Below are 26,149 nucleotides of genomic sequence, written 5' to 3' on the forward strand. Positions count from 1 at the left end.
GATAGCATTTCCGGGACGTTCCCGAACCGGAAGAGGACCCATGTCGCACACCGACGACCGCCCGCAGAGCCCGGCGCTCCGCCCCGACCCGGAACCCGTGGCGGCCGGCCCGCCCACACGGACCGGCACCGTGCGGATCACGCCGGTCATCTCCGTCCTGGCGGTGTCCGCGCTGCTGATGATCCTCAACGAGACGGTCCTCAGCGTCGTCCTGCCGCAGCTCATGAACGACTTCGGGGTCGGCGCCACCACCGTGCAGTGGCTGACCACCGGGTTCATGCTCACCATGGCCGTGGTCATCCCCACCACCGGCTTCCTGCTCCGCCGCTTCACCACCCGCGCCCTGTTCACCACGGCGATCGCGCTGTTCACCGTCGGTACCCTGCTGGCGGCGCTGGCCCCCGGCTTCACCGCCATGCTCCTGGCCCGGGTGGTCCAGGCCTGCGGCACCGCGATCATCCTGCCGCTGCTGATGGCCACCACCCTCAACCATGTGCCGGTCGCCCACCGCGGCACGGTCATGGGCCTGAACTCGGTGGTCATCTCGGTGGCCCCGGCCGTGGGCCCCACCGTCTCCGGCCTGATCGCCGACACCCTGGGGTGGCGCTGGGTGTTCGGCCTGATGCTGGCCATCGCGGTGCTGGTCCTCGCGCTGGGCGCCGTGTTCGTGCGGCTGCCCGACGAGACCGGCCCCGCCCCGCTGGACGTGCCCTCCGTCGTGCTGTCGGTGCCGGGCTTCGGCGGCCTGGTCTACGGCCTGGGCGGCCTCGGCGCCCTGGACGGATCGGCCTCCGGGGCGCTGGTCCCCGTCGCCGCCCTGGCCGTCGGCGCGGTCGCGCTGGCGCTGTTCGTGCTGCGCCAGCGGCGGTTGCAGCGCTCGGGCTCCCCGCTGCTGGACCTGCGCCCCCTCGGCGTGGGCCGCTTCCGGATCTCCCTGGTCATCGTGGTCGTCTGCATGGCCACCATGCTGGGCACCGTCCTGGTCCTGCCGCTGCACCTCCAGGTCGGCCTGGGGCAGAGCATCCTCGTGACCGGCCTGCTGCTGCTCCCGGGCGGCCTGGTGCAGGGAGTCCTGTCGCCGCTGGTCGGCCGCCTGTACGACACGGTCGGCCCCGCGCCCCTGGTGATCCCGGGCGCGCTGCTGCTGTGCGGCGGCCAGTGGTGGCTGAGCACCGCGGACACGGACACCGGCACGGGAACGGTGGTCGCGATGCACGTGGTGTTCTGCGTCGGCATGGCCATGCTCATGACCCCGCTGATGACATTGTCGCTGAGCGCGCTCCCGCGTGAGCTGTACGGGCACGGCAGCGCCATCATGAACACCCTCCAGCAGCTGGCCGGCGCGGCGGGTGTGGCCGTGATGGTCGCGGCCATGTCCGTCGGCGCCGCCGCCGCGAAGACCGGGGACGCGGCCCTGGCCCAGGCCGCCGGGACGCACCAGGCGTTCGTGCTGGGCGGCTGCGCGGCCCTGGTCGCGGTGGTGTGCGCGCCGTTCGTGCGCCGCCTGCCCCGCGCCGCCGAGGGCTGATCCGGCCCCCTGCCCGGTGTCCCGGGAACGGCCGCCGGCGGGGTCGGCGGCCGTTCCCGGGAGCGGGGCGTGCGCCGGGCCGGGGCCGGGGCCGGGGCCGGGCGTTCCCGAAGGCGGTGCCACCCCCCAGGGGGTCAGGGGGCGCTCCCGGCGGCGGGTCCGTTCCCGGGACCAGGTGCCCGCCTCCGGGGGCGCGGACCCCGGGGAGGCCCTCCGGCGGAGGCCGCGCGGGCTCTCCTGCCGACGGCCGGGCTCCCCAGAAATTACCTTGCGCGTACGATCGGATACTCCGCGTGGGGTAGGCACCCCGTATGGATTCCTTGAACGCGTTGGCCCTCGTGTGCAGCCTCAAGCCCTCGCCGGACCCGTCGAGCAGCGAACTGATGGCCCGGCAGGTCCTCGACGCCCTGGCCGAGCACGGCGTCACCGGCGACTCGGTCCGCGTCGTCGACTTCGACGTCCACCCCGGCGTGAAGACCGACATGGGCGACGGTGACGCGTGGCCCGAGATCCGGCGGCGCATCCTCGACGCGGACATCCTGCTGGTGTCCACGCCCACCTGGGTCGGCCACATGTCCAGTGTCGCGCAGCGCGTCCTGGAGCGGCTGGACGCCGAGCTGTCCGAGACCGACGACCAGGGCAGGCCGAGCATGTTCGGCAAGGTCGCCGTGACGGCGGTGGTCGGCAACGAGGACGGCGCCCACAAGATCACCGCGGACCTGTACCAGGCGCTGGGCGACACCGGCTTCACCATTCCGGCCCAGGGCGGCACCTACTGGAACCACGAGGCCATGAACCCCAAGGACTACATCGACCTGGAGCGGACACCGGACGCGGTCGCCTCCGCGACGGCCACCCTGGCCCGCAACGCGGCCCACCTCGCCCGGCTGCTGCGCGAGCGCCCCTACCCCGCGCCCTGACCCGGCGCCCTGGCCCTGCGTCTCCGGCCGGGGGCCGGTACGGCTCCCCGGCCGGTGGCCCGGCCGGGTCCCGGCAAGGACCGGCCGCGGAGCCGGGCGCACGGCCGGGCCAGGCGGCCCAGGCGTACGGCGGGGCGCGCCCCGGGCACGCGGCGTGGCGCACCGGGGCGTGACCGTCACCGGGTGCGGGATGTCCCCGTGCGCCCGGCGGGCCCGGTGAAGGCGTCCGTCGGTTCCCCGCGGCGGCGGAAGAGGAAGAGCCCATACCGCGCGATGTCGTCCAGCCACCGGGCCCGCAGGTCGAACCCGTGCGCCTCGACCTCGTCGACCAGCCTCCCCTCGTCGAACTTCACCGAGTACCCGACGTTGAGCGACTCCCCGCGCGGGATGCGCAGCGTGATCCCGAGCCCCGGCACGGGCACCTCCTGGTCGGACCGGGCCAGCAGGACCCCCTCCACCGTGGATGTGGCCGCGTTGTAGTAAGCCCGGGGAACGAAGTCGTCGAGGACGAAGCCGGCGCCGTAGAGGTCGTTGAGCCGGGTGAGGTAGTTGAGCCGGAAGTCGGCGAACGCCGAGTACCCGGGCGGATCGTTGTAGCAGGCCCGCAGCTCCTCCCCGTCCTTGTCCAGGTCGGCGGAGACCAGGAAGCCGCCGCCCGGCGGCAGGGTGCGGGCGATCTCGCGGAGCAGTCCGGCACGTTCCCCGCGTGTGGCGTTGCCGAAGCCGCTGCCGAGCAGGAGGACCGCGAGCGGCCCGCGGGCGTTGGCGCGCAGCCAGTCGAGACCGGCCTCGTAGCGCCCCCACAGGCCGGTGACCTCCAGACCGTCCAGCTCTTCGACCAGGGCGGTGCCGCTGGAGCACAGGATGTCCCGGTCGACGTCGATCGGCAGGTAGGCGGTCTCCCGCAGGCGCAGGCAGCTCTCCAGCAGCAGCCGTGTCTTCTTCGCGCTCCCGCTGCCCAGCTCCGCGATCCGCCCGCAGGCGAGCAGTTCGGCGATCTCGGGGGCGTGGCGCTCCAGCAGGCCGCGCTCCACACGGGTCAGGTGGTAGGTGGGCAGCTCGGTGATCTGCTCGAACAGCCGGGAGCCGACATCGTCGTAGCCGAGCCAGGGCGGGAGGCGGGGCGGTATGTCCTGGAGCTGGTCGCGCACGACCGTCTCCGCGGGCACCGTGTCCCCTCCGTCGGTGACCGGGAGGACGCGGACCCGCGCCGCCGGTCCGGGGGCCGTCACGGCGTCCCCGCTTCCGTGCCGCCGCGCAGACCCGACTCCCCGCGGGCCCAGTGGTGCAGCAGCCGGTCCCCCAGGCGGTCGGCCAGGAACGCGCTGCAGCGGAGCCCGAACACGATGTCGGAGGCCAGTCCGGGTTCGGCGTCCAGCAGCGGCGCGATCACCTCGCGCCGCAGGAGCTGCTCGTGCACCGCGTCGGCCTCGACGTGCTCGGCGTAGAACCGGACGGCGGCCGGACCGCAGCCCAGCCTGCGCATGGCCTTGACCAGCCGGTCCGAGCCGGGCGAGGAGGTCAGCTCGACGAAGGCGAACTGCCCGACCAGCACCGCGCGCAGGGCGCGGTGCAGCCCGCACAGCGACATGAAGTTGACCTCGGCCAGCATCTCGGCGGGCGCGGAGTCGAGATAGGCCCCGTAGGCGGCGGAGAGGCCGAGTTCGGACATCATCTCGGCGAAGAGCCGGGCGTGCGCCCGCCCGGGGTCGCCCGCGCCGTACTCGTCGTGCTGCACGGTCACGAGGGCGGCCTTGGCCGGGCCGTCCAGGCGCGGGATGACGAAGGTCTGCGGGTCGGCCTCCTTCAGGTGGTAGAGCGAGCGGAGCGCGACGTACTCCCGCAGCTGCCACTGCTCCCCGTCGCGGCGCAGGTGGTGGGAGACGCCGAAGGAGTCGACGTGTTCGACGAGGAGTCCGTCGAGTTCGGCCCCGACGTCGGTCCCGGCGGGCACATCGTCCCTGAGCGCGCCGAGGAAGGCCCGCTCCAGCCCGGCGCGGAGCGACAGCAGCGCCGGGTCCCACTCGCGGGCGTCGTCGACCTCCTCGAACCCGCGGTAGTGCAGCTCGTAGCAGCAGTAGAGGGCGAGCTGGAGGTCATCGCCGTAGGGTTCGACCCCGTCCAGGCCGGGGGGCTCGGCGGGGACGCCGCGCAGCGCGGACAGGACCGCCTCGGAGACCGGGCCCCGGGGTTCGGGGAGCGCCGGAGCCGTGGGCGGGGTGGCCGCGGGCACCGGTGGTGTCGGAGACGGAGACGGTGTCGGCCGCATCGTGGTGGTCATGGGCCCGCCTTTCGGTCGCGCTCATCGGGCTCGTCGTTCTCGCCGCGTTCGTCGTTCCTGCCGTGTTCGCCATTCCCGCCGTGCCCGCCGTGCGCGTCGTGCCTGTCGCGTACGCGTCGGCGGTGGCTGGTGTCGCAGAACGGGCGGCGCCGGCTGCGGCCGCACGTGCACAGCGCGGTCACCGCGCGGTCGCTGAGCAGGCGCGTTCCGTCGGGCATCTCCACGTCGACCGGGCCGAAGACGAGGATCGGGCCCTCTCCGGTGACGACGACCCGGCGGCGGTCCTCAGACATGGCGCGCCTCGATGACCACGAGTTCCTCCTCGGTCTGGTCGGGGGCGAGCAGCCCGCGGGCGCGCAGCGCCGGGGCCCGCGACCGCAGCACCGGCCCGAACGGGATGCGGCCCCGGGCCAGGACCGCGGGCGCCAGACCGGCCTTCTCCAGGCGGTCCAGGGTGGCCTGCCCGTCGGCGAGCTCGGACTGCACGAGCAGGAGCACGCCGTCCTCGCTGAGGACGGAGGGCGCCCCGGCGCAGATGCGGTCCAGCAGGAAACGCCCGTCCGGCCCCGCGTCCCAGCACCTCGCCATCCGGTGGCGGGGCGGCAGCGGTGCGGGGGCGGGGACGTAGGGCGGGTTCGCGAGTACGAGGTCGAACCGGCGCGGGAGCACGGGGGCGAACAGGTCGCCCTGCCGGACCGTCGCGGGGATCCCGTGGAGCCGGGTGTTGAGCCAGCTCGTCAGCACCGAGCGGCGCGACAGGTCGACCGACGTGACACTGGCGGCTCCGGCCCGGAAGGCCTCGATCCCCAGTGCCCCGGTCCCGGAGCCGACGTCGAGGACCGAGCGCCCGGCGGCACGGCCGAAGCGGCGCAGCACGAACCGGAGCAGCGAGGTGTCGTGCTGTGCCCGGTACACGCCGGGCAGCCTCATGAGCAGCATGGAAGGGCCACTACCCGACTCGCGTCCCGGGCAATCGCCCCGGCCGGCGGAGGCCGCCGGCTAGGGCGGAGGACAGCACTCCGGCACGCTGCGGCGGCCGCGCCGCCGAGTCCGGTTCGGGGAACGGTGCGCTGGCCGCGGAGAGGCCCGTCGGCCCGGCGAGGACCGCGGCGGTGGTGGCGTGGGCGTCCCGGCCGGTGTACACGCCGTGCCGCAGACATCGTCGACAGCGGGACCGGCACCCGCGAGACTTCCCAGAGTCACCGTTCACATACGGAGAGAAGGTGCTTCGCGGTGCCGTGGACCATGGCTCGACACGTTGCGTTGACGGTGCTGGTCCCGGTGGCGCTGGTGCCGCTCACCGGCTGCTCCTCCCCGGAGGCCCCCGTCGGTTCCGTCGGCTCGCCGCCCTCGGCCACCGCGCCCGCGGAACCCTCGGCGTCGCCGTCCCCCATCCGGATGGACGCCGGGTTCACGCGCCTGGAGGAGGAGTTCGACGCCCGGCTCGGCGTCTACGCGCTCGATACCGGTACGGGGCGGGCGGTGGAGTTCCAGGCGGACGAGCGGTTCGCCTACTGCTCGACCTTCAAGGTCCTGGCCTTCGGCGCCGTACTCGACCGGACGCCCGTGGAGGAGCTCGACCGGGTCGTCACTTTCTCCGAGGCCGACCTGGTCTTCCACTCCCCCGTCACCCAGGAGCACGTGTCCAGCGGTATGACGTTGCGCGAACTGGGGGACGCGGCGCTGCGCCACAGCGACAACACCGCCTCCAACCTGCTCTTCGAGGAACTGGGCGGGCCGGAGGGGTTGAGGGAGGCCTTGCGCGGGATCGGCGATGAGGTCACCAATGTGGACCGGGTCGCCCCGGAGATGGCGGAGGCCGCCCCGGGCGATGTCCGCGACACCAGCACTCCGCGCGCGATGGCCACCAGCCTGCGGGAGTTCGCGTTGGGGGATGTCCTACCGGAGGACAAACGCGACATCCTCGTCACCATGATGCGCGCCAACACCACCGGCGACGACCTGATCCGGGCCGGTGTCCCCGGGGGGTGGGAGGTGGGGGACAAGACCGGCGCGTGCGGCTACGGGACGCGGCACGACATCGGTGTGCTGTGGCCGCCGGAGGGCGATCCCGTGGTCTTGGCGGTCATGTCCGGCCGCGACGAGGCGGGCGCGGGGTACGACGACGCCCTCATCGCGAAGGCCACCGAACTGGCGGTCGAGGCCCTCGAGTAGACGCGGCACCGCACATCCGGACGCTGTCAACGCCGGGTACCCGCGCAGCGCGTCCCTCCCAAGCCCCGTGAACACCTCAGCGCCCATCCCGCCCCGCCTGAACCGGGCTCATCTGCGCTCCGTCTACACCTGCCTCACCGAGGCCCGTCCATCCCCAACCACGTGGGGCCTGCCCACTCGCTTCCGCTCCGCCCCCTCACGCACCGTGCAGGCCGCCCACTGCCGAATGCCGTTACCCGGACTGCTGTCGTCATCTCAGGCATCGCCGCCGCAGCCACCGCCCGTCACCCTCGTGTCACCACCCTCACCCTGTACGGCAAGGGGAGAAGTGACGCCCCACTAGGGTGCCGGTGTGACCACCCAATGGACGGTCCATGGCGAGAGGCTCGTGGACGAGAACCGGCACATCCGCCTGTCCACCGTCGACATCACCCTCCCCGACGGGGTGTCCTTCACCCAGTACGTGGTGAAGATGCCCCCGGCGGCGATGACATTGGTCATCAACGACGCGCGGGAAGTGCTGCTCATGCGGCGGCACCGGTTCATCATCGACCGGTGGGTGTGGGAGCTGCCCGGCGGTTACGTCAACACCGCCGAGGACACCGGGTCGGCGGCGGCCCGCGAGGTCGAAGAGGAAACCGGGTGGCGGCCCAAGTCCATGGAGCACCTGGTGACGTTCCAGCCCGCCATCGGGTCCGTGGACCAGCCGCAGATCATCTACCTCGCCCGCGGCGCCACTCCCACCGACACGGTGCCGGACATCAACGAAGCCCAAGAGATCAAGTGGTGGCCGCTGGAAGAGGCGGTGGACTTGATCGCCCGGGGCGAGATCGTCGGGGCGTCCACCGTCGTCGCCGTGTACCGGGCCCTCAGCCTGACGTGAGAGCTGCCGCGCGGGCGTGGAACCCCTGAACCTCCGATCGCTCGCAGGCAGTGGCCGCATTCGGACAGCGAAACGCCCCGTCCTCGGAAGGGAACGGGGCGCCGGCGGACCGGACTACCGACCGCGGGAGTAGGCGATGTTCAGCCCGATCGTCACCACGACGATCAGCCCCATCGCGGCCCACACCCACCAGATGATGCCGGTGGAGAGGGAGCCCACCAGGACCACGGCCAAGGCGGCCACGGCGGTGACGTTGTGGGCGAGGAGGATCTTACCTGCGTCCACTTCTTCTCCTTGCTGGTGTGTGCCATTCCGAGGGAATGGGGCCGGGGGCACTTTGACTATCCTCGGCCCCTGAGCACGGTGACCGCGATCTGGAGGATCAGGATGACATCCAACCCTGCCACCTCCCTCCATATCTGTCTGCCACACCCTCATTGCATAGGCACCCAGACAGAGGAATCAGACACCTGGACGAAAAATGTTCAGGCGCCTACACTGACAGCATGGACATCCCCGAAACCCTCACTCACCTGCGCAAGCTCCCCAAGTCCGCTGCTGAAGAGACAGACCCGCTCATCCGCGCCCGCATTGTCGGCGAGATCCTTGCCGCCCTCGCCGAGGTAGAGGACGCCCTCAAAGCGGTCCGTCAGCCCGCCGTCGCCGAGCTGCGAGAACAGGGGCACACAGTCCGCGCTCTCGCCGCCGAACTCGGCCTCTCTCCCGCCCGGGTCGACCAGATCGCCAAGGGCAAGCGGGCATAACGAAAATGAAAGCACCCCTCCCGCGAAGGGAGAGGCGTATGTGTGCGGTCAGTGCTTGACTTCCACGTCGGGGCGGGACGCGTGCGGGGCGAGATACCCGGCAGGGAACGTCACTATCAGACTGACGACGCTGATGACGACCGCGTCGATGGGGGACCCATGCACATCCGGCAGGAACCCCGCAACGAGCGGAGTGAGGATGTTGGCGATCGCCGTGACAACCACCTTGGCGGTCCATCCCCGCGTGCGCGGGGCTCACGTGCCGTCCCCGCCGGTGGACGAGGCATACGCCGGTCAATCCCCGCGTGCGCGGGGCTCACACGGCCTCGGTGATGTTCTCGTACTCGGTGCGCGGTCCATCCCCGTGTGCGCGGGGCTCACCGCGATGTGCAGCACGGAGTAGACCTGCTGGTCGGTCCATCCCCGCGTGCGCGGGGCTCACACGGTCTCGATACCGACCGGGCCGCTGCGGTTCGGTCCATCCCCGCGTGCGCGGGGCTCACAAGCCCGACCCGCACTCGATCGACATGAACGGCGGTCCATCCCCGCGTGCGCGGGGCTCACGTCACCGAGGCCGAGACCGCGAGCGTGACCTACGGTCCATCCCCGCGTGCGCGGGGCTCACCGATGTCACCGACCGCGAACGCCACGTTGGCCGGTCCATCCCCGCGTGCGCGGGGCTCACAGTTAATGACCTGGGACAACGCGGGGCGTTATCTCCGCGTTATACGAGTGCCGACAGGCTACGACCGAAGACTTCAGACACTGTGGCATGGAAACCGAGCCTGGCTCAAGGTGAGCGGGGCTTCTGAGATTCCCCAAGGGCGAGCGGACGCTGACGGCGGCCTGAGCGACATCGTGTCCCTGAGCCTGCGCATCCACCGCACCTGCCAGAACGTGGTCGACCCTTCGCTCTCCCCCACCACCCCCGCTTGGGGGCGGCACTTGCAAGAGCCGTTGATCGAGCGATCGACATTCTCCCTGGCCTCACCGCTTCGATCACCGTTTGTGGTCGCTGGGGGCGCAGCGGCTCCTGGTCTCTCCCTCCTGGGCAGCGACTCGGGCAATGGTCTTGTCATGGAAACCCAGCGTCCAGGCGATGATCGGATTAGGACCTAGAGCACGAACTGACACAGCGCGAAGGTGCGCACCGCTGTTCCGGGAATGCCGATGTCGCGGATCAGGTCGGCAAAGGGTGCGAAGTCAGTGGGTCACCGACGCGTTCAATCACCTTGGCCTCCCTACAGCCGGTCCCCCATGTTGGGCGATTCCGGAGGGTGCATCCCGCCGCCATCCCTGATGTCCGCTTCACAAGTGGGGCGGTCGTAGGACTGGTCATTGGGGATCAACAACACTTCGGCAACCTGCTCAGGGTTCTCGACGGCAAGCCAGTCATCGCCCGTGCGGGGATCGTCAGCCGGCCCGAACGCCTGAGACGAGTAGACCGTCTGGCACCCCAGCACCACGCGCTCCTTGTCGACCGCGCAGGCGTCCACTGCGGGGTCGGAATATTCGTTGGCGCCGTCGAAGTGGAAATAGAAATGGACCCGGTCACCTTCGGAGAGCACCTGCGGGTGGGGCTCAAGGCGCCAGTCAACGACTTCGGCGGTGACTCCGAGAGCCTGACCGTCCGTGCCCACAACCCCCACCCTGACCCCGGCCTCACCGCGCTCCGCCGTCGTGTCGGTGCAGCCCCAGGAAGAGCAACCGGACAGGACGAGAATCACCAGAGCCAGCGGGGCAACGGCGAATACTCGTGCAGGTACCACAGAGGTGGCCTCCGGTCGGGGTGGGTTGAGGCAGTGTATCCAGGCGGAGCATTTGGCAGACGCCGGTGATCGCGTAACCGGTATTCGTCTCTCCCCGCCTCTTGTGGCGCTCTGAGTGATCATCAGGAGCGTCGTGAGACCACAAGATGCCCGCCTCAGCGGCCCGCGTAATGAGAAACAGCGGGTCACCGAACCAGATGCTGAGTCGCCCGTTCTCGGTCCATCCCCGCATGCGCGGGGCTCACGAAGGCGCGGAGATCGCGTCCATCCAGGTGAACGGTCCATCCCCGCGTGCACGGGGCTCACCTCGCGGGCGGCGACGCCGACAACGTGGACGTCGGTCCATCCCCGCGTGCGCGGGGCTCACAGGATCCCGGGCATCCCCTGGTCGATGCACGCGGTCCATCCCCGCGTGGGCGGGGCTCACGTTAATGACCTGGGACAACGCGGGGCGTTATCTCTGCGTTATGCGAGTACCAATGGGCTGCAGCCGGGGGCTTCGGACACTGTGGCATGGGGGCCGGGGCGGGCTCAAGGAGGGGAAGGCAAAGGAGGGCAAGGCACCTGTGGCTCCCACCCGGGGAGCCACAGGTGTCAGGGGGTGATGCGGCGGGCGGCCGACTCCCAGTGGGAACTCGGGCCCTCGGGGTGGTAGGTGACCGTCTCGGCGGAGGCGGCCACGATGCGGCGCAGGGCGGCCAGGTCGCCGTCCACGGCGCCGACGGCGCGGGCCTGCACCAGCAGGTTGCCCATGGCGGTCCCCTCGGCGGGGCCGGCGACGACGGGGAGGCCGACGGCGTCGGCGGTGAGCCGGCAGAGCAGCGTGTTGTTGGCGCCCCCGCCGACGATATGGACCACGTCCACGTTCCGTCCGCTGAGCTCGGCGGCCTGGTGGACGGCCCGGCGGTAGGCCAGGGCCAGCGAGTCCAGGATGCAGCGCACGAACCCGGCCTCGCTCTCGGGCGGGCGCTGGCCGGTCTCGGCGGCGAACGCGGCGATGCGCGCGGGCATGTCCCCCGGCGGCAGGAACCGGGGGTCGTCCACGTCCACCACGCAGGCCAGGGCCGGCGCCCGGGCCGCGTGCTCCAGCAGGTCGGCCAGGTGCACTTCCCGCCCCTGTTCGCGCCAGGTGCGCAGCGACTCCTGGAGGAGCCACAGGCCGCTGACGTTGCGCAGGTAGCGGACGGTGCCGTCCACGCCGAGTTCGTTGGTGAAGTTCGCGGCCCGGGACGCCTCCGTGCGGACGGGGGCGTCCAGTTCCACCCCGACCAGGGACCACGTCCCCGAGGAGATGTAGGCGAAGTCCGCCGTGGCGGCGGGTACCGCGACCACCGCCGAGGCGGTGTCGTGGGAGCCCACCGCCACGAGCGGGGCGCCGCCGAGGTCGCCGCGCAGGGGCGCGACGACGGTTCCGGGTTCGACCAGGTCCGGGAGCAGGGCGCGGGCGTCCACGCCGAAGGATTCGGCGAGCACTTCCAGGCCGCGGGGGGCCCAGCGGCGTTCGCGGACGTCGACCAGGCCGGTGGTGGAGGCGTTGGTCAGCTCGGCGGCCTTCACCCCCGTCAGCCAGTACCCCAGCAGGTCGGGGACGAGCAGCAGGTCCCGGGCCGCCGCCAGGCGGGCGCTCCCCGCCTCGGCGGCCAGCTGGAACACCGTGTTGAACGGCTGCACCTGGAGGCCGTTGACCGCGTACATCGCGTCGGCGGGCCAGTGCCGGAAGACCCGCTCGGGAATCCCGTCGGTGCGGGCGTCCCGGTAGTGGACCGGGTTGCCCAGCAGGGCGCCGTCGGCGTCCAGCAGGCCGTAGTCCACCGCCCAGGAGTCCACCCCCGCGGAGGCGAGCCCGTGGGTGCCGGCCGCCCGCCGCAGCCCCTCGACCGCCCCGGCGTACAGGGACAGCACGTCCCAGTGCAGGGTGGTGCGGTCGGCGGCGGGCACCGCGGTCGGGCCGTTGGCGAACCGGGTGACCTCCTCCGTGAGGAGCCGCCCGTCCCGGACCCGCCCCGCGATGACCCGGCCGCTGGACGCGCCCAGGTCGACCGCCGCGTGGACGGCGCTCATCGCAGGAACGCCGCGGCCACGCCGCCGTCCACGGGCACGTGCAGCCCCGTGGTGTGCGACAGGTCCCCCGCCGTCAGGGCGAACACCGCGTTGGCCACGTGCTCGGGCAGGACCTCCCGCCCCAGGATGGTCCGCTGGGCGTAGAACCTGCCCAGGTCCTCCTCCTCGACCCCGTACACCTTGGCGCGCTGGGCGCCCCACCCTCCGGCGAAGATCCCCGATCCGCGCACCACGCCGTCCGGGTTGATCCCGTTGACGCGGATGCCGTGGCCGCCCAGCTCGGCGGCGAGCAGCCGCACCTGGTGGGCCTGGTCGGCCTTGACCGCGGAGTAGGCGATGTTGTTGGGTCCGGCGAACACGGCGTTCTTGGACGCGATGTAGACGATGTCGCCGCCCATGCCCTGCGCGATCATGAGGCGCGCCGCCTCGCGGGACACCAGGAACGACCCCTTGGCCATCACGTCGTGCTGGAGGTCCCAGTCCTGTTCGGTGGTCTCCAGCAGCGGCTTGGAGATGGACAGCCCCGCGTTGTTGACGACCAGGTCCACGCCGCCGAACGCCAGGGCGGCCTCGCGCAGCGCGCGGGCCACGGCGTCGGCGTCGCTGACGTCGCAGGCCACGCCGACGGCGACGTCGGAGTTCCCCAGTTCGGCGGCGGCCGCGGCGGCCTTGCCGGCGTCGAGGTCGGCCACGACCACGCAGGCGCCCTCGGCCGCCAGCCGGGTCGCGATCGCCTTGCCGATGCCGCTGGCGGCACCGGTCACCAGGGCGACCCGGGTGGCCAGCGGCTTGGGCTTCGGGAGCCGGGCCAGCTTGGCCTCCTCCAGCGCCCAGTACTCGATGCGGAACTTCTCCGACTCCTCGATGGGCCGGTAGGTGGAGATCGCCTCCGCGCCGCGCATCACGTTGATGGCGTTGACGTAGAACTCCCCCGCCACCCGCGCGGTCTTGGCGTCCTTGCCGAAGGAGAACATCCCCACGCCCGGGACCAGCACGATCGCCGGGTCGGCGCCGCGGATGGCCGGGCTGTCGGGGGTGGCGTGGCGCTCGTAGTAGGCGCTGTACTCGGCCCGGTACTCCTCGTGCAGCTCCTTCAGCCGCGCGACGGCCTCCTCCAGCGGGGCGTCGGCGGGCAGGTCCAGGACCATCGGCCGGACCTTGGTGCGCAGGAAGTGGTCCGGGCAGGAGGTGCCCAGGGCGGCCAGGCGCGGGTGCTCGGCGCGGGACAGGAAGTCCAGGACCGCGTCGCTGTCGGTGAACCGCCCGACCTGGGGGTGGTCGGTGGAGGCCAGGCCGCGGATGACGGGAGCCAGGGCGGCCGCCCGCTCGCGGCGTTCGGCCTCGGGCAGGGCCTCGCGGCCGGGCAGGACCGGGCCGAAGGGCTCGGGACGGCCGCGCTCGGCGATGAAGCGCTCGGCGGTTTGGATGATCTCCAGGGAGTTGGCCCGGGACTCCTCGCTGGTCGCGCCCCAGGCGGTGATGCCGTGGCCGCCCAGGATGGCGCCGATGGCGTTCGGGTTCTCCTTCGCGATGGCGGCGATGTCCAGGCCGAGCTGGAAGCCGGGACGGCGCCAGGGCACCCACACCACGCGGTCGCCGAAGCACTCGTGGGTGAGGGCCTCGCCGTCGGCGGCGGTGGCCAGGGCGATGCCGGAGTCGGGGTGCAGGTGGTCGACGTGCGGGGCGTCGACCAGGCCGTGCATGGCGGTGTCGATGGAGGGGGCGGCGCCGCCCTTGCCGAAGAGGCAGTGGTCGAACGCGGCGACCATCTCGTCCTCGCGCTCCTCGCCGGGGTAGACGTCCACCAGGGCGCGCAGCCGGTCCAGGCGCAGGACGGCCAGGCCGTCCTCGGTGAGGGTGCCCAGGTCGCCGCCGGAGCCCTTGACCCACAGGATCTCGACGGGCTCGCCGGTGACGGGGTCGGTGCGCTCGCCCTTGGCGGAGGTGTTGCCGCCGGCGAAGTTGGTGTTGCGCGGGTCGGCGCCCAGGGTGTTGCTGCGGGCGATCAGCTGGTCGACGACGGTGTCGGACACGGGGTCCCCCTGTACTGAGGTGCGGTCTGCGCGTTCGGTGCGGTCGGTCTGCCGGGGTCCGGTGGTGCTCACGCGCCCCACCCGGCCTGGGTGCCGCCCTTGCGCTCGGCGACGACGCGCTCCGTGTAGCCGGAGCGGGCGTGCGCGGCCATGGGGTCGGGGTCCAGGCCCTGCTCGGCGCGGAGGTCGGCCAGCAGCGGGCGCACGTCGGTGTTGTAGGCGTCCATGAGGACGGCGTTGGCGGCCAGGACGTCGCCCTCGCGCTGGGCGTCGGCCAGGGCGTCGGCGTCCACGAGCAGGGCCTTGGCGGTGGCCTCCTGCACGTTCATGACCGAGCGGATCTGGCCGGCGATCTTGGGCTCGATGTTGTGGCACTGGTCGAGCATGAACGCGACCTGCGTGTCGGCGTCCAGCCCGCCGCCGCGGACGACCTCGTACATGATGCGGAAGAGCTGGAAGGGGTCGGCGGAGCCGACCATGAGGTCGTCGTCGGCGTAGAAGCGCGAGTTGAAGTCGAAGGCGCCGAGCTTCCCCGCGCGGAGCAGGAAGGCGACGATGAACTCGATGTTGGTGTGGGCGGCGTGGTGGCCGGTGTCCACGCACACGACGGCGCGGTCGCCCAGTTCCAGGCAGTGGGCGTAGGCGGTGCCCCAGTCCGGGACGTCGGTGGCGTAGAAGGCGGGCTCGAAGAGCTTGTACTCCAGCAGCATGCGCTGGTCGGGGCCGAGCCGGCCGTAGACCTCGGACAGGGCCTGGGCGAGGCGGTCCTGGCGGGCGCGCAGGTCGTCCTGGCCGGGGTAGTTGGTGCCGTCGGAGAACCACAGCTTGAGGTCGCGCGAGCCGGTGGCGTCCATGATGTCGACGCACTCCAGGAGGTGGTCGACCGCCTTGCGGCGCACGGCGGGGTCGGGGTTGGTGACGCTGCCGAGCATGTAGTCGTCGTCCTGGAACACGTTGGAGTTGATGGCTCCGATGGAGATGCCCAGCCCGCGGGCGTGCTCGGCCAGGGCGGCGTAGTCGTCGACCCGGTCCCAGGGGATGTGCAGGGCGACGGTGGGGGCGACGCCGGTGAGGCGGTGGACCTGGGCGGCGTCGGCGAGCTTCTCCCACGGGTCGCGGGGGACGCCCTGCTGCGCGAAGACCTTGAAGCGGGTGCCGGAGTTGCCGAACGCCCAGGAGGGGAGCTCGATGTGCTGGCGCCGCAGGACCTCCAGGGCGCCCGCGCGACGGTCGGAGGAGGGTGTGGCCACGGCGGATCTCCGTTCGCTGCTGCTGTGTCGACCAGGTGCCGCCTGAACGAGGCACTTGAATCGTTTTAAACAATGCTGAGCGAAGGTTATCCCTGGGGCGGGAAGGGCGTCAAGATGCGATTATGCCGTGGAACACATCCCTGGCCACCGGGTTGATGAATCGTTTTTACCCCGGTGCGGCCCGGAGCGGCCCGGAGCGGCGGACGTACGGCGAAGGGCGGTCCGACGGTGATCCGCCGGACCGCCCCGCGGTCGTTTCGGTCGTCCGTACCGGGCCGTCCGTGCTCGGTCGCCCGTCCCCGGTCCCAGCCCTCGGGTCCCGACCCTCGCGTCCCAGCCCTCGGGTCCCGGCTCTCGGGTCCGGTCCGTCAGTCGGTCCCGCCGGACCAGGGCAGCGTCTCCGGGTGCTCCTCCGCCCGGTGCGGGATCACCACCACCGGGACCTCGGCCCCGTGCAGCACCGCCTGGCTGACCGACCCCAGGAAGAGCCCGCGCAGGCCGCCCCGGCCGCGCGAGCCGACCACCACCAGGTCGGCGTTCTCCGCCTCCGCCAGCAGCGCCCGCTCCGGGGCCTGGCGGCTGCGCACCACCGACACGTCGACGCCCTCCGCCTCGTCGCCGACCTCCTCGAACATCCCGGCGACCAGCTCGCCCGAACGCTGCTCCAGCAGTTCCTCCGGCGGGGTCCACCCCGAGGCGGCCAGCGCCTCGGGGGCGAAGGGGGTGGCCATCTCCCAGCTGTGCACCACCGTCACCGCGGACCCGTCCTCGCGCGCCCGCCCCAGGGCGAACCGGAGGACGTGCAGGGAGGCCTCCGAGCCGTCCACCCCGACCACGGTCCGGTTCCTGCGGCCGGCGTGCGCCCACTTCTCCGGCACCACCGCCACCGGGCAGTGCGCCCGGGCGGCCAGGCGCACCGAGGTGGAGCCCATCACCGCCGAGCGCAGCGCGCCCAGCCCGCGCGAGCCCACCACCAGCAGGTCGTCGTGCCCGGCCCGCTCCAGCAGCGCCGGGGCGGGGTCGTCCATCACCAGGGACACCTCCACCCGGGCCGCCGGGAACAGCCCGCGCACCCGGTCGGCGGCGGCGCTCAGGGTCTGCTCCCCGTGCGCGATCAGCTGCTGGGTCGCCGAGGGGCGGGTGGGGCCCTCGGACATCACCACGATCGGCATCGGCAGCGCGAGCACGATGTCCAGCGGACGCCCTGTGCGCTCGGCCTCGGCCGCCGCCCACTCCAGGGCGGCGTCGGCGTGCCCGGACCCGTCCACGCCCAGGACGATCTTGGGGGACCGTGGGTCGTCGTCTGTCATCGGCGGACTCCTCCTGTATCGACGTCCTCACGGGTCACCTGCCCTCGCACCGGGGCCGAAAACACCGCGTAGGGCCCGCCGGGGCGGGCCCTACGCCCCCTGCCGCGGGGGCTCACAGGTCCACGACGACCTTGACCTGGTCGCCGGGCGGGGCGGCGAACACCTCGGCGGCCTCGGCCAGCGGCACCCGCCGGGTGATCAGCCGCTCCAGCCAGGCGTGGTCGGCCTTCTCCAGGGCCCCGGCGGCCTGCTCGTAGTGGCGCCGGTTGGCGTTGACCGAGCCGAAGAGCACGTCGTTCTCCAGGACCAGGCGCCGGCCCATGAGCTCGGAGTCGATCTGCACCGGCCCGCCGGCGCTGCCCAGGCCGACGAAGCACACGATGCCGTCGGCGGCGTTGTGCTCCATGGCGTCGAGGATGACCGGAGTGGCCCCGGTGGTCTCGACGATGACGTCCAACGGCACCCGCGCGGCCAGGTCGGCCACGCTGCCGGTGTGGTAGGTGGCTCCCAGGGCCGCCACCAGCTCGGGCTTGACGCCCTCCTCGACCCGGTCCAGGACGTGCACGTCCAGGCCGCGCTGCACGCCCAGCAGGGCGGCCAGCAGGCCGATCGGGCCGGCCCCGGTGACCAGGACGGTCTCCGGGTCGAACCAGGCGCGGCCGCCGATGCGCTCGATCTGCTCCCAGGCCTTGGCGACGACGGTGGCGGGCTCCATGAGGACGCCGACCCGTTCCAGGGCCGGGGCCAGGGCCACCGCGTAGTCGGCCTCCACCGTCCACTGCTGGGAGCCGAAGCCGTCGAGTTCCTTGATGCCGCGCTCGGTGAATTCGCCGTTGCGGCACATGTCGAACTCGCCGTGGCCGCAGGGCCCGCAGGGCAGCGGGTCGGGGCGGCGCACGATGCCCACCACCAGGTCGCCCGGGGAGAACCCGCTGCCGGGCGGGGCCTGGCGGACCCGGCCCAGGGACTCGTGTCCCAGGATGAGGCGGTCGCGGCCGGGCGGGGCGGCGCCGTACTCGCCGCCGGCGATCTCGCGGTCGGTGCCGCACACCCCCAGGGCGATCCCGTCGACGAGGAGGTCGTTCTCCCCGGGCACGGGGGGCTCGACGTCCTCCACCCGCACCGATCCGTTCCTCATGGGTTCCACCGTGAGCGCCTTCATCCGTCCCCCGCCGTGTCCGGTCCGTTCGGGCGCGGCCGGGCGGCCGCACCCGGAGTGGTTCCCCCCTCGGGGTCCGGGCATGGCCCGCGGACGGTGTCTTGACCCGGCCGTGTCCGTCGCTTGGGGCGGGCCCGCACGCCTGGCCCCGAGCCGGGTCGGCCAGGTGCGGCACGACCGGTGGGGATGGCGGGTCCGATGGGGATGGCGGGGGCGGCAGTGCGGGCGGGGGGCGCCAGGGACGGCGGAGGTAGTGGGAGCCGCAGGAGTGGTGGGGGCGGTGGGGATGGCGGGTCCGATGGGGCTGGCGGGGGCGGGGCTGTTGCGCGGTGGGGCGGGGTGGTGTTAGGCAAGGCTGACCGAATCGCCCCCTTCCCCCCGGAGGTCGCCGTGCCCCACCCCTCCCTCAGCCGACGCGCCCTGCTGGCCGGTACCGCGGGCGCGCTGGGGCTGGCCGCGGCCGGCTGCGGCCGGGGCCGCGACGACGCGGACCCGGGCGCGTCCGCGGGCCGCGGCGGGTACCCGCTGACCGTGGAGCACAGGTTCGGCGCCACCGAGATCCCCGCCGAACCCCAGCGGATCGTCACCGTGGGCCTGACCGACGTGGACGCCGTGCTGGCCCTGGGCGCGGGCCCGCGGCTGGTGGGCGTCACCAACTTCTACGAGGAGTTCGCCCACGGGGTCTGGCCGTGGGCGCAGGGCTCGCTGGGCGGGGCCGCGCCGGAGGTGATGCCGCGGCCGGAGGGCGACCGGCCCGACCTGGAGCTCATCGCCACCCTGGAACCGGACCTGATCGTCGGGCTGTACAGCGGTCTGACGCAGGAGGACTACGACGCCCTGTCGGTGCTGGCGCCCACGGTCGCCCAGCTCGGCGACTTCCCCGACTGGGGTGCGCCCTGGGACGAGATGACGCTGGCGATCGGCCGGGCGCTGGACCGGGAGGAGGAGGCCGCCGGGCTCGTCGCCGGGGTGGAGGCGCGGTTCGCCGAGATGAGCGCGGCCCATCCGCGGTTCCAGGGGGCCGGCGCCGTGGTCGCCGAGCGGTTCGACCGGACCTTCGTGGTGCGCTCCCCCACCGACCCGCGCACGCGGTTCCTGGAGGCGCTGGGGTTCGAGACGCCGGCGGAGATCGCCGAGCTGACCGGGGACTCCGACGCCGCCCCGCTGCCGGAGGAGGACTTCGAACTGCTCGACCGCGACCTGCTGCTGTGGAACGCCGGGTTCAGCCCGGGGCTGCGCGAGGACCTGGCCGACCACCGGGTGTACCAGAGCCTGGACGTGGTGGCCCAGGGGCGCGCGCTCATCGTCGACGACGTGGTGGTGTCGGGCGCGCTGACCTGGAGCACGGTGCTGAGCCTGCCGTACGCGCTGGAGCAGCTGGTCCCGCGCATCGCCGCCGCCGTCGACGGCGACCCGGACACGCCCGCCTGAGCGGGGCGCCCGCCACCGCCATGGCGCGGAGTGTCCCCCGGCTGCGGCAGCATGTCCGGTATGAACACCTCCCAGGCATACCGCGACAGAGCGCGCGAAGCGGGCGTCCCCGAACACGCCATCGACCTGGCGTTGAGCCTCGTCCTGCCCCAGACCGAGCTGAGCCCCTCGAACAGGGACGGCGGCGCCCCGGTCGGGCGGTACGGCGGCCTCCCCTCTCTTCCCGAGGGCGTGGAGTGGGACAACGGCCTGGACCTGGTCGCGACCGTCGACTGCGCCGCCCTCCCCCCGGACGGCTGCCACCTCCCGCTGCCGCGCGAGGGCCACCTGCTGTTCTTCACCGACAGGACCGACCCCGACTGCCAGACGTCGAGGCAGGTCTCCGATTCCGTGGTCTACGTCCCCGCGGGAACGCCCACGTCCGAGCGCGCACTCCCCGAGGACGGCAGCGCCCTCCCCGTCATCGAACCGCGCCCCCTCTACGCCCGGGTCGTCCCGAGCCTGCCGACGAGCGCCGACGACGCGGTCCTCTCCGACCCGGAGACCGCGCGCCTCTACGAGGAGTACCAGCTGGAGGACCACGGCCACCGGACGGTGGAGTGGGAGGACGGCATCATCCTGGGCGGATACGCCTACTCGCCGCAGGACCCGCCCATCATGGACTCCTCCCCCGAGGACGAGAAGGGGGGCTGGGTGCTGCTGGCCCAGGCCCAGCTGGACATGCCCGAGGACCCCGGGATCGTGGCGTGCCCGTTCTGGATCATCCAGCGCGACGAGCTCCGGGCCCGGAACTTCGCGGCGGCCGAAATGGTGATGTGGTCCTACCACTGAGGCGGTCCCGGGGTCCCGCGTCCCGGCCCGGAGGGTGATCCGGAGCCGGGGCCCGGGGCCGGGGCTCCGGGGCCCGGGGTCAGGCGGGGGCGCGGACGGCGCCCAGGGCCCGGGCCGTCGCGTCGTCGGCCGGGAAGAACGACTCGATGGCGAGCTCGGAGACGGTCACGTCCAGCGGGGTGCCGAACGTCGCCACCGTGGACAGGAACGACAGCTCCCGCCCGCCCAGACGCAGCCGCAGGGGCACCGCGATGGGCGGTGTCCCGCGGGGCGGCCCCGGGTCGCCGCCCGGGTAGGCGGCCAGCTCCCGGTAGAGACCGGCCAGGCCGGCGTCGCCGGACCAGTCGGCCTGGAGGCGCAGCCGGTGCAGCAGGTGCGCCCGCCACTGGTCGAGGTTGACGATGGCGGGCGCCATGCCGCGCGGGTGCAGGCCCAGCCGCAGCACGTTCACGGGCGGGGCCAGCAGGTCGGGATCGACCGCCTCCAAGAACAGGCCGATCCCGGCGTTGGCCTCGACGAGGGTCCAGTCGCGGTCCACGACCACCGCCGGATACGGGTCGTGCCCGGCCAGGATCCGGCGGACGGCCTCCCGCACCGGGCCCATGTCGGCGTCGTCCAGCGGGCGTTCGGCGAAGACCGGGGCGTACCCCGCGGCGAGCAGCAGCCGGTTGCGCTCGCGCAGGGGGACGTCCAGGCACTCGGCCAGCCGCAGGATCATCTCGCGGCCCGGGCGGGAGCGGCCGGTCTCCACGAAGCTCAGGTGGCGGGCGGAGACCCCGGCACGCAGCGACAGCTCCAGCTGGCTGAGCCTGCGGCGGCCGCGCCACTCCCTGAGGAGCCCGCCGGCCTCCGCGCGCTCGGTCGTCCCGGTCACTCCGCCCCCTTCCCCGGTTGCTGCGGACCACCTTAGACGGGCGGTGCGTCAGGCCAGGTCCGCGCGGCCCAGGGCGACGGCCTCCAGAGCGGCCAGCCCGGCGACGGCGGCCGCCTGCACCAGCAGGAACGCCGTGCCGAACCCGTTCGGGTCGACCAGGACGCCCAGGCCCAGGGCGCCGGTGGCCACGACCCAGACGGCGTTGACCGCGATGGCGGCCCGCACCGCCGCGCGGGTCAGGCCGCGTCCCGAGGCCAGCAAGGCCAGCCAGGCGCCGAAGCCCAGCAGGAAGACCCCCGCCGGGACGAGCAGGGCGGCGGGCAGGGCGAGCAGGCCCGGCAGCCACGGGGAGGCGGCGGTGAGCAGCGCTCCGGCGGCGAGGCAGGTGGCCGCGTCGGTGCCCAGCAGCAGGCGCAGCGGCCAGGTGGCGGAGGCGGTGGCGGGAGCGGTACGGGTGGTCATGGTGGTTCCCCTTCCGGGTCGTGTCCGTCGACACCACCGAGCATCCCGGCCGGAGGGAAGGGCGTCGATTACCTCTTGGGTAATGGAGGGCGCGAACAGCCCCGTTGAACTGGGCGAACACGAATCAGATCCGTTGCACGAAGGGGCGGCGCGACCGGGGCGGCCCCGGCAGGCCGGGGGCGGTCGGCCGGAGCGGGGCGCGCCGCGAGCGGGACGGGGGCGAGGCCGTGCCCGCACCGACCGCGAGGGCGGCCGGGCGGGGAGACGGCATCCGGGAGCGGCGCCCCACAGACGTGGGAAGGGCGGCGGCCAGGCGCAGCGCTCACGGGCGCGGGGCGGCGGAACGGGCGCCCTGGAGACGACCCCGATACCCCTACCTGGTTGGGGAATGTAGACTGCCGCCGTGACCGCAGCAACACAGCGACCCGCCTTCGCCCCGGGGCTCTCCCCATGGGTGCGGGCGCTGCTGCTCGCGGTGCTGCTGGCCGCCTTCGGTGCCATGCACACGCTCGGCCACGCCGACCACGGGGACCGCGGCCACGGTGCCGCGCACGCGGCACCCGCCGCCCAGGCGGCGCACAGCGCGCACCCCGCGCCCGTCGCGCACACCCTCTCCAGGGCGCACGTGGAGCCGGTCCTGGAGACCGCCTCCTCCGCGCTGCCGGAGCTGGACCCCACATCGGTGTGCCCCACGCTCGCCGGCCCCGGGCTGCCGTGGGCCGGGCTCGCCGCCACGGCCTTCACGCCCTGGCCCGGGCCGCCCGCGCCCGCCGCCGCGACCGGTGCCCTGCGCGGCGACGACCCGCCGTCGGTGGCGGCCGGAAAGCGTCCGGTCCTCTCCGATCTCCAGGTGTTCCGTATATAGGATCCGCGCGGGCGCCGGCCGGTCCCGCGCGGCCGCTCCGCGCCCGCCTCTCGCCGATAGCACGGAGAACACCCACAGACGAGAGGAAACGAGGTCGCCATGACCTTCGTGAACCGTGCCCTCAGGGGCACCGCCGCCGCACTGTTCGCCGCACTGGCCCTGGCCGCCTGCGGCACCGACGACGCCCCGGCCGACCCCCGGGAGCCGGCCGCGCAGGAGAGCGCCGCGGAGTTCAACGACGCCGACGTGCACTTCGCGCAGATGATGATCCCGCACCACGAGCAGGCCGTGGCCATGGCCGACCTGGCGCAGACCCGCGCCGGGGAGGAGGTCGCCGACCTGGCCGAGCGCATCCGCGACGCCCAGGGGCCCGAGATCGAGCAGATGACCGGGCTGCTGAAGTCCTGGGGCGCGGACACCTCCCCGGAGGGGATGGAGCACTCGGACGGGATGATGGAGGGCATGCTCTCCGAGGAGCAGATGGCCGATCTGGAGTCCGCCGAGGGCGAGGAGTTCGACCGCCTGTTCCTGGAGCACATGATCGCCCACCACGAGGGCGCGGTGGCGATGGCCGAGGCCGAGCTGGCCGAGGGGGTCGACCCCGAGGCCCGCGCGCTGGCGCAGGAGATCGTGGACGCGCAGGAAGAGGAGATCGCGGAGATGCAGGGGATGCTGGGCACCGGGCCCGCCCCGGACGCGCCCTCCGGGTCCCCCGAGGAGCACGAGGGGCACTGATCCGTCCCTGTGGGGCCCGGCGTGCCACCGGCGCGCCGGGCCCCGCCCACCCTGCCCCCTCCAGGACCGGTCCCGCACAGCCGGTCGGCGGCCCGGGCGCCCGCGCGGTGCCCGGGCCGGTCTCAGGCGGCGTGGAAGGACGCGCACATGGTCGGCGCCGGGGTCCGGCAACGGTCCGTGCGGCCGCCCGGACCGTCGGGCACCCGGGCCCCGCCTGATCCCGAACCCTGTCACGCGCCTGGGAACCAGGACGGCGGCGCCCGCGAACCGGCCCGCCTTCAGGTCCTCCAGCGGGCACACGGTGGTGGCCGCCGGCGCCAGGTCACCGACCGGGGTGAACAGGATCGCGGCGATCTCGCCGACGGCCTCGCGCCCGGGCACCACCCGGGGCCAGTACACCGGTAGGCCCCGACCACGTGCGGGTCGGTGCGGCACACCCCGCGAGACGACACCCGCACCAGGACCTCCCCGGGGCCGGGTGCGGCGACCTCCCGGACGGTCGTCCCCCGGCGACCGGCGTGGTCCGCTTCTCGCCCCGTTCGTTCCCGCCGGGGGTCGGAGCGCCCCGGCTGTGAGCGAAATATGCCCCGGGATGCCCCGTATGAGCGAACCTTTTTCGGGGACGGGAGTCTTACAGGACACCAGCGTTCTAAGGAAACGAGGACCCACTGTGATGGGCACGATCCCCCCGTCGGCTCCGGGCCGGTTCGGCATGGCTCTGGCGGCGCTCGCGCTCGCGGCGACCGCCTGCACCTCCGCGGGCGGAGGCGACGACCCCGGCGGTTCGGGCTCCGAGGCCGCGGTCCTCACCATCGCCCCCGAGGCCGGAGCGGAGGCCGTCGCCCCGAACACACCGGTCACCGTCACCGCGGAGAACGGGACCATCTCCGAGGTCACGGTCGACCAGGTGGTCCCCGGCCAGGCCGAGGACGAGGCCTCCCCCTTCGAGATGACCGGCACCCTCAGCGAGGACGGCACCGCCTGGACCGCCGACTGGAACCTGGCCCCCGGCGCCGACGTGACCGTCACCGCCACTGCGGAGAACGCGGACGGCGAGCCCACCGAGCTGGTGCACGAGTTCACCACCGAGGCGGCGGTCGAGGGGCAGCGCCTGGAGCTGAGCCACAACTTCCCCACCTCCGGTGAGACCGTGGGCGTGGGCATGCCGATCACCATCGGCTTCGATCTCCCGGTCACCGAGAAGACCGCGGTGGAGAACTCCCTCAAGGTGGTCTCCGAGCAGGGCGTGGCGGGGTCGTGGCGGTGGCTCGACGACAAGACCGTCGTGTTCCGGCCCGAGACCTACTGGGAGCCCTACCAGCAGGTGAGCGTGGAGATGCACCTGGCGGGCGTGCGGGCCGCCGAGGGGGTGTACGGGGTGCGGGACCACCGCCTGGAGTTCGAGATCGGCCGCGAGCTGCGCATGGACATGAACGTGCCCGACCACGAGATGGTCGTCACCGTCGACGGCGAGGAGGTGCGCACCATCCCGGTGAGCAACGGCGACGGGACGTCGAACTTCTCCACCACCAGCAGCGGCACCCACGTGCTCATGGAGCGGTACGAGACGCTGCTCATGGACTCCGACACGGTCGAACTGCCCGCGGGGCGCAACGGGTACAGCACCACGGTGCAGTACGCGGTGCGGACGTCCAACAGCGGCGAGTTCGTCCACGAGGCGTCCTACAACGGCAACATCGGCAGCGCGAACACCTCCAACGGGTGCACCAACCTGCGGATGGACGACGCCCGGTGGTTCTTCGAGAACACCCTGATGGGCGACGTCCTGGAGACCACCGGGACCGACCGCGTCAAGGAGTGGGACAACGGCTGGGGCTACTGGCAGCCGAGCTGGGACGAGTGGCTGGCCGAGAGCGCCACGGGCGAGCCGCAGGTCACCGACGGCTCCAACCCGCCGGGGTCACCGTTCGGCGCGCAGGACGGCGGGACGGACGAGGAGTAGGCGCGAACGCCTCCGGGGGCGCGGGCCGATCCGGGCCCGCGCCCCCGCCGTCCTCCCGCCGGGCCGGGGGTCCCGGGAAGCGGGCGGGCACGGCGCCCCGGCGGCCGTCGGGGGCACGGGCCCGGAGGTGGCGGGGATCCGGGACGTCGAGCACGATGAGTTCCGCGGCGGAGTCTGGTCGGTACCACCGACACGTCGCCGAACGAACGCGAGGAGAGCGCCATGACCGCCACCTACACCTGGGACGTCTTCTCCACCCTTGACGGCTACGGCTCCTACGGACCCGACGGGGACTGGGGCGGGTACTGGGGCAAGCAGGGGCCGGAGTTCCTCGCCGACCGCCGCGCCGTGCTCGGCGCGGACCAGCGCTTGGTCCTCGGGGCGGCCACCTTCCGGCAGTTCGCGGAGCTGCTGGGCCCGATCCCCGAGGCCGACCTCGACCCGGTGAACGCCCGGATGCGGAGCATGCCGACCACGGTGGTGTCGACGACGCTCACCGGCCCCCTGGACTGGCCGGACGCGGCCCTCGCGGCCGGTGACGCCGTGGACGTGGTCGCCCGGCTCAAGGAGGAGTCCGGGGTGCCGCTGCGCTCGCACGGCAGCCTGTCGATGAACCGGGCGCTGATGGCCGCCGGGCTCGTCGACCTCCTCCAGGTGACGCTCTTCCCCGTGGTCAGCGGCCGGACCGGGACCGGCCGGATCTTCGAGGGGGCGGCCGACTTCGACCTCGAACTGGTGGCGAGCCGGACGTTCGACGGCCGTATCCAGGAACTCGTCTACCGGCCCGCCCTGCACGGCTGAGAGGCGGACCCGGCCGCGCCGGGCCGCGGGGCGCCGTCGTGGCGCCCGGCCTCC

Annotated in this window: 23 protein-coding genes, 1 pseudogene and 1 CRISPR repeat array; of the genes and pseudogenes, 11 read left to right on the forward strand and 13 right to left on the reverse strand. The window is 73.2% G+C overall.

The features are described from left to right. Window positions 1-40 precede the first annotated feature (40 nt). A complete protein-coding gene (locus K1J57_RS27475) occupies window positions 41-1,528 on the forward strand; it encodes a DHA2 family efflux MFS transporter permease subunit (protein WP_220561611.1) in 1,488 nt (495 codons plus the stop codon). Window positions 1,529-1,839: 311 nt separating this feature from the next. Beyond that, on the forward strand, window positions 1,840-2,448 hold the full coding sequence (locus tag K1J57_RS27480) for a flavodoxin family protein (protein ID WP_220561612.1): 609 nt from the start codon (window positions 1,840-1,842) through the stop codon (window positions 2,446-2,448). Window positions 2,449-2,624: 176 nt separating this feature from the next. On the opposite strand, the gene K1J57_RS27485 is transcribed toward K1J57_RS27480, so the two are convergent. The 4 genes and pseudogenes from K1J57_RS27485 to K1J57_RS27500 all read right to left on the reverse strand — a co-directional run bounded on the left by K1J57_RS27485 (window position 2,625) and on the right by K1J57_RS27500 (window position 5,659). Next, window positions 2,625-3,680 carry an L-histidine N(alpha)-methyltransferase gene (locus K1J57_RS27485; protein ID WP_220561613.1) on the reverse strand — a complete coding sequence of 352 codons (1,056 nt, stop codon included), beginning with the start codon at window positions 3,678-3,680 and terminating at the stop codon, window positions 2,625-2,627. Then, entirely contained in the window at window positions 3,677-4,729 is a 1,053-nt protein-coding gene (locus K1J57_RS27490; RefSeq protein ID WP_370634530.1) for an iron-containing redox enzyme family protein, read from the reverse strand. The genes K1J57_RS27485 and K1J57_RS27490 overlap by 4 nt, the downstream gene beginning before the upstream one ends. A gap of 104 nt (window positions 4,730-4,833) precedes the next feature. Further along, a pseudogene (locus K1J57_RS27495) lies at window positions 4,834-5,022 on the reverse strand (CDGSH iron-sulfur domain-containing protein); the annotation flags it as partial. Continuing rightward, window positions 5,015-5,659, reverse strand: coding sequence for a HemK2/MTQ2 family protein methyltransferase (locus K1J57_RS27500; protein ID WP_220565827.1), 645 nt, complete (start codon window positions 5,657-5,659; stop codon window positions 5,015-5,017). The pseudogene K1J57_RS27495 and the gene K1J57_RS27500, both read right to left, overlap by 8 nt. A 315-nt stretch (window positions 5,660-5,974) precedes the next feature. Here K1J57_RS27500 and bla point away from each other — a divergent pair, with 315 nt between their 5' ends. Continuing rightward, a complete protein-coding gene (gene bla, locus K1J57_RS27505; protein ID WP_220561614.1) occupies window positions 5,975-6,904 on the forward strand; it encodes a class A beta-lactamase in 930 nt (309 codons plus the stop codon). 352 nt (window positions 6,905-7,256) lie between these two features. After that, window positions 7,257-7,787, forward strand: coding sequence for an NUDIX hydrolase (locus K1J57_RS27510; RefSeq protein WP_220561615.1), 531 nt, complete (start codon window positions 7,257-7,259; stop codon window positions 7,785-7,787). A 114-nt stretch (window positions 7,788-7,901) separates the two neighbouring features. On the opposite strand, the gene K1J57_RS27515 is transcribed toward K1J57_RS27510, so the two are convergent. Then, complete coding sequence (locus tag K1J57_RS27515) at window positions 7,902-8,072, reverse strand: hypothetical protein (protein WP_220561616.1); 171 nt, start codon at window positions 8,070-8,072, stop codon at window positions 7,902-7,904. Between the two features lie 221 nt (window positions 8,073-8,293). On the opposite strand from K1J57_RS27515, the gene K1J57_RS27520 reads away from it, so the two are divergent. Continuing rightward, window positions 8,294-8,551, forward strand: a complete 258-nt coding sequence (locus K1J57_RS27520; RefSeq protein WP_220561617.1) for a hypothetical protein — start codon at window positions 8,294-8,296, stop codon at window positions 8,549-8,551. A 230-nt stretch (window positions 8,552-8,781) separates the two neighbouring features. Next, window positions 8,782-9,236: direct repeats of the CRISPR family, unit length 29 nt; unit sequence CGGTCCATCCCCGCGTGCGCGGGGCTCAC. Window positions 9,237-9,792: 556 nt separating this feature from the next. Here the strand turns inward: K1J57_RS27520 and K1J57_RS27525 are convergent. The 6 genes from K1J57_RS27525 to K1J57_RS27550 form a co-directional block, all read right to left on the reverse strand. Continuing rightward, window positions 9,793-10,278 carry a hypothetical protein gene (locus K1J57_RS27525; RefSeq protein WP_220561618.1) on the reverse strand — a complete coding sequence of 162 codons (486 nt, stop codon included), beginning with the start codon at window positions 10,276-10,278 and terminating at the stop codon, window positions 9,793-9,795. 636 nt (window positions 10,279-10,914) lie between these two features. Next, window positions 10,915-12,381, reverse strand: a complete 1,467-nt coding sequence (locus K1J57_RS27530; protein WP_220561619.1) for a rhamnulokinase family protein — start codon at window positions 12,379-12,381, stop codon at window positions 10,915-10,917. Further along, window positions 12,378-14,495 (reverse strand): bifunctional aldolase/short-chain dehydrogenase, encoded by a 2,118-nt coding sequence (locus K1J57_RS27535; protein ID WP_370634531.1) that lies wholly within the window; start codon window positions 14,493-14,495, stop codon window positions 12,378-12,380. Before K1J57_RS27535 ends, K1J57_RS27530 begins: the two co-directional genes overlap by 4 nt. Further along, window positions 14,483-15,664 carry an L-rhamnose isomerase gene (gene rhaI, locus K1J57_RS27540; RefSeq protein WP_220561620.1) on the reverse strand — a complete coding sequence of 394 codons (1,182 nt, stop codon included), beginning with the start codon at window positions 15,662-15,664 and terminating at the stop codon, window positions 14,483-14,485. Before rhaI ends, K1J57_RS27535 begins: the two co-directional genes overlap by 13 nt. A 368-nt stretch (window positions 15,665-16,032) precedes the next feature. Continuing rightward, window positions 16,033-16,974, reverse strand: a complete 942-nt coding sequence (locus K1J57_RS27545) for a universal stress protein (protein ID WP_220561621.1) — start codon at window positions 16,972-16,974, stop codon at window positions 16,033-16,035. A gap of 112 nt (window positions 16,975-17,086) precedes the next feature. Continuing rightward, window positions 17,087-18,136, reverse strand: a complete 1,050-nt coding sequence (locus tag K1J57_RS27550) for a glucose 1-dehydrogenase (protein ID WP_220561622.1) — start codon at window positions 18,134-18,136, stop codon at window positions 17,087-17,089. Between the two features lie 387 nt (window positions 18,137-18,523). Between K1J57_RS27550 and K1J57_RS27555 the strand changes: the two genes are divergently transcribed. Together K1J57_RS27555 and K1J57_RS27560 are read left to right on the forward strand one after the other, a co-directional pair. Further along, the gene (locus tag K1J57_RS27555; protein WP_220561623.1) at window positions 18,524-19,564 is read left to right on the forward strand and encodes an iron-siderophore ABC transporter substrate-binding protein; all 1,041 of its coding nucleotides are present in this window, start codon (window positions 18,524-18,526) and stop codon (window positions 19,562-19,564) included. A 60-nt stretch (window positions 19,565-19,624) separates the two neighbouring features. Further along, window positions 19,625-20,395: a DUF1963 domain-containing protein gene (locus K1J57_RS27560; RefSeq protein WP_255646640.1), complete on the forward strand. Its 771-nt coding sequence runs from the start codon at window positions 19,625-19,627 to the stop codon at window positions 20,393-20,395. 79 nt (window positions 20,396-20,474) lie between these two features. Here K1J57_RS27560 and K1J57_RS27565 read toward each other — a convergent pair whose 3' ends face one another. Together K1J57_RS27565 and K1J57_RS27570 are read right to left on the reverse strand one after the other, a co-directional pair. Further along, window positions 20,475-21,269, reverse strand: a complete 795-nt coding sequence (locus tag K1J57_RS27565) for a helix-turn-helix domain-containing protein (protein WP_220561625.1) — start codon at window positions 21,267-21,269, stop codon at window positions 20,475-20,477. Between the two features lie 48 nt (window positions 21,270-21,317). Next, the gene (locus K1J57_RS27570; RefSeq protein ID WP_220561626.1) at window positions 21,318-21,731 is read right to left on the reverse strand and encodes a hypothetical protein; all 414 of its coding nucleotides are present in this window, start codon (window positions 21,729-21,731) and stop codon (window positions 21,318-21,320) included. 403 nt (window positions 21,732-22,134) lie between these two features. On the opposite strand from K1J57_RS27570, the gene K1J57_RS27575 reads away from it, so the two are divergent. The 4 genes from K1J57_RS27575 to K1J57_RS27590 all read left to right on the forward strand — a co-directional run bounded on the left by K1J57_RS27575 (window position 22,135) and on the right by K1J57_RS27590 (window position 26,095). Further along, on the forward strand, window positions 22,135-22,596 hold the full coding sequence (locus K1J57_RS27575) for a hypothetical protein (protein ID WP_220561627.1): 462 nt from the start codon (window positions 22,135-22,137) through the stop codon (window positions 22,594-22,596). 99 nt (window positions 22,597-22,695) lie between these two features. Beyond that, complete coding sequence (locus K1J57_RS27580) at window positions 22,696-23,331, forward strand: DUF305 domain-containing protein (RefSeq protein WP_220561628.1); 636 nt, start codon at window positions 22,696-22,698, stop codon at window positions 23,329-23,331. Window positions 23,332-24,001: 670 nt separating this feature from the next. Next, window positions 24,002-25,294 carry an Ig-like domain-containing protein gene (locus tag K1J57_RS27585; protein WP_370634532.1) on the forward strand — a complete coding sequence of 431 codons (1,293 nt, stop codon included), beginning with the start codon at window positions 24,002-24,004 and terminating at the stop codon, window positions 25,292-25,294. Window positions 25,295-25,516: 222 nt separating this feature from the next. After that, window positions 25,517-26,095 carry a dihydrofolate reductase family protein gene (locus K1J57_RS27590; RefSeq protein WP_220561630.1) on the forward strand — a complete coding sequence of 193 codons (579 nt, stop codon included), beginning with the start codon at window positions 25,517-25,519 and terminating at the stop codon, window positions 26,093-26,095. Window positions 26,096-26,149: the final 54 nt, after the last annotated feature.

Origin of the sequence: Nocardiopsis sp. MT53 (assembly GCF_019598965.1) — a bacterium.
In the GTDB taxonomy this organism is placed as follows: domain Bacteria; phylum Actinomycetota; class Actinomycetes; order Streptosporangiales; family Streptosporangiaceae; genus Nocardiopsis; species Nocardiopsis changdeensis.

What these genes read in the sequence shown, in the direction of transcription:
- K1J57_RS27590 (WP_220561630.1), top strand. Translation starts at nt 25,517, where the DNA reads ATGACCGCCACCTACACCTGGGACGTCTTCTCCACCCTTGACGGCTAC.
- K1J57_RS27530 (WP_220561619.1), bottom strand. Translation starts at nt 12,381, where the DNA reads ATGAGCGCCGTCCACGCGGCGGTCGACCTGGGCGCGTCCAGCGGCCGG.
- K1J57_RS27490 (WP_370634530.1), bottom strand. Translation starts at nt 4,729, where the DNA reads ATGACCACCACGATGCGGCCGACACCGTCTCCGTCTCCGACACCACCG.
- K1J57_RS27560 (WP_255646640.1), top strand. Translation starts at nt 19,625, where the DNA reads ATGAACACCTCCCAGGCATACCGCGACAGAGCGCGCGAAGCGGGCGTC.
- K1J57_RS27520 (WP_220561617.1), top strand. Translation starts at nt 8,294, where the DNA reads ATGGACATCCCCGAAACCCTCACTCACCTGCGCAAGCTCCCCAAGTCC.
- K1J57_RS27500 (WP_220565827.1), bottom strand. Translation starts at nt 5,659, where the DNA reads ATGAGGCTGCCCGGCGTGTACCGGGCACAGCACGACACCTCGCTGCTC.
- K1J57_RS27475 (WP_220561611.1), top strand. Translation starts at nt 41, where the DNA reads ATGTCGCACACCGACGACCGCCCGCAGAGCCCGGCGCTCCGCCCCGAC.
- K1J57_RS27545 (WP_220561621.1), bottom strand. Translation starts at nt 16,974, where the DNA reads ATGACAGACGACGACCCACGGTCCCCCAAGATCGTCCTGGGCGTGGAC.
- K1J57_RS27580 (WP_220561628.1), top strand. Translation starts at nt 22,696, where the DNA reads ATGACCTTCGTGAACCGTGCCCTCAGGGGCACCGCCGCCGCACTGTTC.
- K1J57_RS27480 (WP_220561612.1), top strand. Translation starts at nt 1,840, where the DNA reads ATGGATTCCTTGAACGCGTTGGCCCTCGTGTGCAGCCTCAAGCCCTCG.
- K1J57_RS27570 (WP_220561626.1), bottom strand. Translation starts at nt 21,731, where the DNA reads ATGACCACCCGTACCGCTCCCGCCACCGCCTCCGCCACCTGGCCGCTG.
- K1J57_RS27550 (WP_220561622.1), bottom strand. Translation starts at nt 18,136, where the DNA reads ATGAAGGCGCTCACGGTGGAACCCATGAGGAACGGATCGGTGCGGGTG.
- bla (WP_220561614.1), top strand. Translation starts at nt 5,975, where the DNA reads ATGGCTCGACACGTTGCGTTGACGGTGCTGGTCCCGGTGGCGCTGGTG.